The following is a 7,664-nucleotide window of genomic DNA, read 5'->3' on the forward strand; positions in this document are numbered from 1 at the left end:
CTTCAAAAAGGCCGTTTTGAGCTTTGTCGGAACTCTGCGGTATGCTCAAAGTCAAGCCGCGACCACAAAACTTAAACACCGCCTGAATATTGATGTAAAGGAAAACGCTTTTTGGGTGACCGTGGAAAAAGAAAAAGGGAAATTCTCCCGAGATCCTTCCTCATCCGGACAGGCAATCTATCTTCCTCCCGGCGTGATTTTTCTGGATGTAGTCCATTCAGAAAGGGGCAAGGTCCGGGAGGGGAATGCTTATGTGGAATTTTCACCTACAGGTTGGGCCGAGGAATGCACCATCCATCTTAAAAAAAGCGATCAAGAGGTTTTTACCATTTTCGTAAACCCTCTGGGCGGAAAAGTTGAAGTAGCAGCCGGCTACCTGGAAAGGGTTAGAGGATGATCCCTAAAACCATTCCCTCCTGCAGACCAAGGGGCTTTACCCTTTTGGAAGTCATGATTGCCCTGGCAATCCTTTCGATTGTCGCAGTGGCCTTCCTGCGGGCTCAAGGCAGCAGCGTCCGTCTGGTTGATGAAGCGAGCCAGATATCCCTGGCCACCTTGCTGGCCAAAGAAAAGATGGCTGAGTTGGAAAGCATTGGTTTTTCCGAACCTAAAAAAGACTCTGGAACGGGCGGTAAAGAATTTCCTATGTTGCGGTGGGAGCAGGTCGTTTGTTTAACCGAAGTGCTGAACCTCCGGAAAGCTCAGGTCCGGGTTTTATGGATGGAAGGACAACAGGAACGCAGCCTGGAGTTGACAGCTTACTTTGCCAAAAGATAAAAATTTGATTTGTTTGGGTAGACTAATTTGAAGAAAAATGGCTTTACTCTGTTGGAAATCCTGATGACCCTGGCCATCCTGGCTGTCGTCTTTACCCTCCTTTACATGACCTTTAACCAGTCCATGATGGTTATGGCAGCTGCCGGGGATCGTGCGGAAGTCATCCAGGAAGGCAGGTTGATTCTGGAAAGAATAGGGGCGGAATTAAAAGGGGGTTTTATATCCAATCCGGGGAATTCCCTCCCGGCTTTCCGTTACGGGTTGGTCGGACGGACCAGCAAAGAAGGGGAGTATTATCAAGATCAGCTGGATTTTACCTCTCTGGCTCCTCCCCATGCCGATATCCAGGAAGGGGAGGGAGAAATCCTGGAAATCGGCTATTTCCTGGAACGTGAACCCGGAGGGAAGGGGCTTACTCTTTTCCGGCGTCAAGATGAAGCCCTGGATGGGGATCTTCAGCGGGGCGGGAGAACCCTATCGATCCGCGACGGTGTGCGGGGCCTGAGTTTTAAATATTTCACCCGCCAGGGGGAAAGCCAAAAGGAATGGAATTCCCTGGAGGGAAATCATCGCTATGAACTTCCGGCTCGGATAGAGATTCATTTAACCCTGGAAGATTCGCACAATCAACTCCATACCTTTCGCAGTCAGGTCTTTTTGCCGTTGGCCGGAGAAAAAGGATGAAGCAGGTGAGTTCGAGTTCTTATTGGCCAAGAAATCAAAGGGGAGTCGCTATGATATTGACTCTTCTTATTCTCACTCTCCTGGTGGTAACGGGTTTGGAACTCAACCGGGCCATGCGGGTGGAGGCAAACCTGGCCGGAAATTTCCGCGACCTTACCCAGGCATCCTATATCGCCCAGTCAGGAGTGGAGATAGCTCGGGCCTTGATCCAGGAAGATGAGCCATCCTATGATGCCCTGGATGAAAGATGGGCCCAGTTCGAAACCCTGGCCATTTTTTCTTCCCAGCTTTTCAATGAAGGCCATTTTACCGGGCAGATTACAGATGAGGGCTCCAAGTTCAATCCCAACGGCTTGATCGATGCCTACGGGATTGTAGACCAGAAGAAGAAGAACCAACTGGAACGTCTCTTTACAATATTAGGCCACGACCCCAAGAAGATTGATGCCATTCTGGATTGGCTGGACCCGGATGACCAGAAGAGGCCCTTCGGTGCAGAAAGGGAATATTATCCAACTCTGAAACGCCCTCACCCCACTAAGAACGGACCTCTCGATTCCTTAGGAGAAATCCTTTTGATCAAGGAAATGGATGAGGCCACTTTCTATGGGACGGAGGAACGGGAAGGGCTGGGAAAATACTTAACGATTTATTCCGAGGGGAAGATCAACATCAACACAGCCAGCATTCCGATACTCATGAGCCTTTCTCCGCGCGTAGATCAATCCTCAGCGAAAGCGGTGCTGGACTACCGCACAGCAAAACCCTTTCGCCAAAACGAAGATCTCCGTTCCGTTCCGGGATGGGGCCAGATTTATGCGGAGATCAGCAGCGAAATTACTGTGCGGAGTAACTTTTTTTCCATCGGAGTGTTCGGATATTATCGCGATGCCCTGGCCGCGGTGCAGACGGTGGTCAAAAGAGAAGGAAGAAAAACCAGGGTTCTTTTCTGGAAAGCAGGATGATGATAATCAATGTAAAATTGCAAAATGTAAAAGGTTAAAAACAATAGGCAAATGACCAATGACCTAATGACTCAATGACTGTATGACATAATAATTTTCCATTTTTCAATGGGCATTTTGTATTGGAATAAATATGAAAACTTGGGGTTTGGATTTTGGGTCAACCGGGATTAAAGCTGTAGAGCTTGCGCGTACCTGGCAAGGATACCGGGTAACGAACTATGGGTTTTATCCCTATGGCAATGCGGAAAAAGAAAAGTCTCCTCGCGAGAAACTTCAAATACTGGAGAAGATATTCCCTGGCGGGAGCAAGGACGGGGAAAATGTAATCGTTTCTCTTCCCTCACACCGCATGATGGTCCATCGGGTTACGCTCCCTTTCCGGGAAAGAAAAAAGAACCAGCAGGTAATCAAATTTGAAGTTGAGGGCTTGCTTCCTTTTCCAGTGGATCAGGTAATCGTTGATTTTTACCAGTCGAAAGAGACTGCGAATGGGAATCAAGCGATGGCTTTTGCCGCCCGCAAGGAAGACCTGCAAGAGCACTTTTCCTTAATGGAGGAGGCTGGCTTGGACCCGGAAAGCTTGGTTCCGGAAGCCATGGCCCTCTTCTGGTTGCTGCCGAACCTGGGGAATGAAGTTTCTTCAGGTGCTCTTTTGGATGTGGGGCATGAGAAAACCACGATGCTTGTCTGGCATCGCGCAACTTTGACCTTGGTCCGGTCTATTCCTGTGGCCGGAAGTGCCATGCAATTACCAGCGGGACAGAAGTTAAAAAATACCACCCCGGAATCCAAAGGAACAGAGGAAACCATCCTCCCCGCCTTGAATCGCTTAGCCGATGAAGTTCAAAGGACCTTGATGGCGTATGAATCCCACCCAGATGGTCGGCCGGTTGAAAAAATATACATCACGGGAGGGTCTACGGCCCTGCCAGGCCTTGAAAAAAAATTTGGAGAAATTCTCCACAGGGCGGTCGCTATTCTGGATATGGAGGGAAGCTCTAAGTCTTTATTGAAAAATGTCCCCGAAGAATACCACCATATCCTCACCGTGGCCCTGGGCTCCGCTTTTGGGGGATCCATCAAGGAGGGAGAGCGAATTAATTTTCGACAGGAAGAGTTTGCGTCTTCCAAGAAGGCCAAAAAAGCAAAAACCCGGATGACCCTCCTCCTGTCCTACGGAATTCTACTGGCTGTTTTGGGGATTGCCGCTTTTGCCGTAGACCTTCATTTAAAGGAAAGAAGATATCAGGATTTAAAAGCGGATATTCGCAAAGAATTTTTACAGGCCCAGCCGGGAATCAAGAAGGTTGTCAATGAAATTCAACAGATGAAAAACTTGGTAAGGGAAGAAAAGGCTCGGGTGAATGCCATCGGAGGGCTCTCGAAGGCGGCCTCGCCGCTGGAAATCCTCCGCGAGTTCAGTACAGTCATTGAGCCGGGATGGAAAGTCAGAGTGACAGACCTCGTCATCGAGCCCGAGGCGATAGAAGTAACCGGCGAGGCGGATTCTTTCGAAACAATCAACCAGGTAAAATCCAGGCTGGAAAAATCGTCTCTTTATAAGGAGGTGCAATTGAAAACAGCCCGTGCCAGCACCTTGGAGAATGTGGTCGAATTTAAGCTGCAGATGAAAAGAGGGATTTAAAAGATGAAAATTACGGGGAGGGAAAAGGCCTTTCTATACGGGGGAGCCGGCATCCTCGGAGTTTTATTGGTTTATTATTTGGTGTTCGACCCCGCTTTCAAACGGGCTCAAGATTTGGAGCGCCTGATTCCTCAAAAAGAGCGAGAATTAAAGGAGGTCCGCCTGCTGAGAAAAGAGTTCGAATCTCTTAAGCAGGCCAGAGCGGTTATGGCCCAGAAGATTCCGGTGAACGAACGGACTCTCTCCCCCCTCTCCCGGCTCGACAATTGGATTGAGCGGTCCGGTCTGCGCCAGAATATTCGTTTTATAAAACCTGCGCCTGTCGCCAAGGTCGGAGGAGAAACCATGACGATAGAAGTTTCCATGGAGAAGACAGACCTCCCTCATTTGACCCGCTTTCTTTATTTTGTCCAGTCCTCTCCCGGAGGGCTGCAGATTGCGCGGATGGCCATCAAACCTCGCTACACAACCCCGCGGCAGCTGGATGTAAACTTGCAGATGGTATTCTATCAGGGGTAAAATTAAATCATCTATGCCAATCTTCGGATATATTCTTTTTGCCTTTTCGCTTTTCTACCTCTTTTTTTTATGGCAGTTCCCCTACGAAGGGGTAAAAAAGGCGATCATCCAAAGCTTCGCAGAGACGCTGCCATTAAATTTATCCATAGAAAGGGTAGGGCCGTCTTTCCCCTTACAACTTCACCTTGAAAAAATCAATGTTCGTTCCAATACGTTATTATTGCAAATTCCTGATTTGACCGTGCAGCCGAATTTTATAAATTTTGTTTTGGGTAAAACCGCCATCTATGTAAAAGATTTGTTGACCTCGCAGCGCCTGCAATGCGAGTTTGTTGCGGAGAATAACCAGAATCGATTGAAAATCCGGCTCAATAATTTGGAAATCAAAGCATTTTTGACCAGCGAATTTTCCATGCCGGTAAAGTTGAGCGGGGAAGCAACGCTTCAATGGGTGGGAGAAAATTTTGAGAAGTTGAACGGGCAGGCCTGGGCTTTGTTGCAGCGGGGGGAAATTCAGGGGATTCCCAACCCTCGGCTTCCTTTTCCCTTAGCTCTATTGGAAACGGTTCGCGCTGAAATTCAAATCCAGGAAGGAAATCTACGAGTGAAACGGCTGGTGGGTTCGGGAAAAGATTTGAAAGAAATCGTTCTAAAAGATTTCCAAATTCCACTTTCCGGCTTAGAAAAAGGCGCATTCCCGGACCTGAGCCTATTATTCCAACTTCCCTCAAAATAACCGATCAACAAACTTGACGGCTTCGTAAAAAGTCTGAAAATACGTCTTTCTGTCATTCCGGCGCAAGCCGGAACCCAGTTAAGCCCCCTCACCCTTCTCCTCTCCCCCGTGGGGGCCTCTTTTACCGCCCGCTTCGCCGAAAAAGCATAGCAACTAAGTTATTTCCCTTTTCGAAAAAATATGATATAAAAGATAAAAATGCCGATGAGGAGCAGGAAAGGGGATTAATGCCTTTTCAACACGGCCGGCGGTTCAATTATGTTTTCGTAATTCTTATCTGTTTCGTTCTTTCAATGCTAACTGGTTGCAGCAAGGAGGCCAAAAAAGAGCGCCATTGGGGAAGGGGAGAAAAATATTTTTCAGAAAATAAATTCAAAGAAGCAATTATTGAATATAAAAATGTCCTCCAGATCGAACCCAAGGATGCCAAGGCGCGTTACAAATTGGGCCTCGCCTATTTGAAGGCGGGGCAATTTCGAGAGGCTTTTTCTGAATTTACCAAGAGTGTTGATGTAGACCCGGAACTATTGGATGCCCGCATTCAATTAGGGAACCTATATCTTCTATCACGAGAGCCTCTTGCAAAAGTCTCAGAAAAGGATTTCGAAAAATCTTTTCCGGAGGAACTTGAGAGCATCGGGTACAGGTTTTTGAATCTCAGTTCCTTCAGAAGCCTTCTCGATGATGGGTTTCTATCCACTGGGCATATAGGCCTCCCGTACGCAACCTTCTTTTGGCAGCTTAAAGGTCTTAACCTACGAGCTTGATCAAATGATCCGCAAAGAGGGCCATGACGCCAAACATCAAATGAAGCTTCACTTTCTCATAACCCCGGACCCTTACATTTTTCCCGCCAAATTCTTCTTTCAGCCGGCTGTTGAATCGCTCAGACACCGTCCGCTCGTTATAACGAATGGCTTCATGGGGAGCCATAGGAAGGATTTCTTTCCCCCGCGGATTCTTGTCGATCAAGGGCACATGTCCCAACCCCCGGCTGACTTCATAGATCGGCTGGGCATCATAAGCAGAATCCATGAGGTCCTATAAATAGTCCACCTTGCTGCTGGTTATCTTCATCAAAGGAATGGCCACCTGACTATCATGGACCGAGGCAGAAGTCAAAACCACACTGACCGGAAACCCACAGTCATTGACATCGGCATGAAACTTAAAACCGACCCAGGTTTCAAGGTAGCCTTGAGCGTTTTTCTTGGCCCCCACGTCGCAACCTACGGGAATCTCTTGCAAAGATTCTTGGACCTCTTGGGTCACCTGACGGACCAAACGACTCTCCGGCTTGGGCTCGCGGATTTCTCCCCGGCCCGGACGGCCTCTCTTGCGAGGAGCCGCCTTTTCCTTCTTGGGCTTGGGGACCGGCTTTTCTCGCCCGGCGATGGCCGTGGAGTCCCGAGAAATATGACCAAGCAACTCCGATTGCAGATTGGTTTTGACCAGCAGGTCATGAACGCGGTCGCCCAACCCACTGCCCGCAAACTCCTGAAAAGCCCGGGAAAACGTCGCTTCCGAAGGAATGTCGGACCTTTTCGCAAAACCGCAAATCTGCCGTATGTTGGGAGTTTCTTGTAATGCCGTTATCAACGAACGAGTCGTCGGATAGTTGTAAACCACCTTGGCCACAAAGGCACGGGCGATGGCCTCTCGTTCCAAGACCTTTCGTCCCATCCATTGATGGGTGGCCGTCTTGGGCACAGACCTCTCGACTTGAACGATTTCCAGAATTTGGATCAATTGCTTTTGCTTCTCGGTTAATGGCGTTCCCGAACATTCCTCCAAATACGGAAATAAACTCCGTTGCAGCGTGCCCATTAACCATGATATTGTTTCTCTGAGCTTCATTGGTTCTCCTTGTATTATTTTTTTGTCAAAAAAACTATAACACGGAAGAACCCTTGAAGCTCACCCCTTTTACTGCTTATTTACACTTTTGCAAGAGGCTCACCGTATAAGTAAATAGGTTAGATCAGGTTAAAATGTGGAAGGGAGTCTTCAAGATTTGGCTCCGGAACCCCTTTCTTCAGAAGATGCCCAGCAACTCATCCGGCAGATCCTCACCGATGAACAGTGGCATAATTTTTTCCCCCGGGAGTATCACCCTCAAATTCTGGTTCAACTTTCCTATAATTTGAGGGCCATCATTTGTCAGCGACTGATTCCCACAGAATCCGGGAAGCGCCTTCCCGTGCTGGAGATTCTCATTAATACCGCCTTTGCCCAGGAACTTATCCAGAAGGGGGAACTCGGACAATTAAAGAAAGTGATGGAATCAGGCAAACAAGAGGGTATGCAAACCTTTGACCTCCACCTGAAAGAGCTT

At 48.2% G+C, this 7,664-nt stretch carries 8 protein-coding genes and 1 pseudogene; 8 read left to right on the plus strand and 1 reads right to left on the minus strand.

Going from position 1 to position 7,664, the window contains the following annotated elements:
• From Q7V48_03110 to gspN, 7 genes are all read left to right on the plus strand, one after another.
• The coding region (locus Q7V48_03110; protein MDO9209726.1) for a hypothetical protein at positions 1-397 on the plus strand (397 nt) is incomplete at its 5' end.
• Positions 394-777 (plus strand): prepilin-type N-terminal cleavage/methylation domain-containing protein, encoded by a 384-nt coding sequence (locus Q7V48_03115; protein ID MDO9209727.1) that lies wholly within the window; start codon positions 394-396, stop codon positions 775-777. The genes Q7V48_03110 and Q7V48_03115, both read left to right, overlap by 4 nt.
• A 27-nt stretch (positions 778-804) precedes the next feature.
• Entirely contained in the window at positions 805-1,461 is a 657-nt protein-coding gene (locus Q7V48_03120) for a type II secretion system protein GspJ (protein MDO9209728.1), read from the plus strand.
• The gene (gene gspK / locus Q7V48_03125) at positions 1,458-2,426 is read left to right on the plus strand and encodes a type II secretion system minor pseudopilin GspK (protein MDO9209729.1); all 969 of its coding nucleotides are present in this window, start codon (positions 1,458-1,460) and stop codon (positions 2,424-2,426) included. Before Q7V48_03120 ends, gspK begins: the two co-directional genes overlap by 4 nt.
• 133 nt (positions 2,427-2,559) lie before the next feature.
• Complete coding sequence (gene gspL / locus Q7V48_03130) at positions 2,560-4,074, plus strand: type II secretion system protein GspL (GenBank protein MDO9209730.1); 1,515 nt, start codon at positions 2,560-2,562, stop codon at positions 4,072-4,074.
• A gap of 3 nt (positions 4,075-4,077) precedes the next feature.
• Positions 4,078-4,593 (plus strand): type II secretion system protein GspM, encoded by a 516-nt coding sequence (gene gspM / locus Q7V48_03135; protein ID MDO9209731.1) that lies wholly within the window; start codon positions 4,078-4,080, stop codon positions 4,591-4,593.
• Positions 4,594-4,606: 13 nt separating this feature from the next.
• The gene (gene gspN / locus Q7V48_03140; protein MDO9209732.1) at positions 4,607-5,329 is read left to right on the plus strand and encodes a type II secretion system protein GspN; all 723 of its coding nucleotides are present in this window, start codon (positions 4,607-4,609) and stop codon (positions 5,327-5,329) included.
• A 750-nt stretch (positions 5,330-6,079) separates the two neighbouring features.
• On the opposite strand, the pseudogene Q7V48_03145 reads toward gspN, so the two are convergent.
• Positions 6,080-7,156: pseudogene (locus tag Q7V48_03145) on the minus strand (transposase).
• A 187-nt stretch (positions 7,157-7,343) separates the two neighbouring features.
• Here Q7V48_03145 and Q7V48_03150 point away from each other — a divergent pair.
• Positions 7,344-7,664 (plus strand): type IV pili twitching motility protein PilT (locus Q7V48_03150; GenBank protein MDO9209733.1); only part of this gene is annotated, 321 nt, incomplete at its 3' end.

This window comes from Deltaproteobacteria bacterium, assembly GCA_030654105.1.
GTDB lineage: Bacteria > Desulfobacterota > SM23-61 > SM23-61 > SM23-61 > JAHJQK01.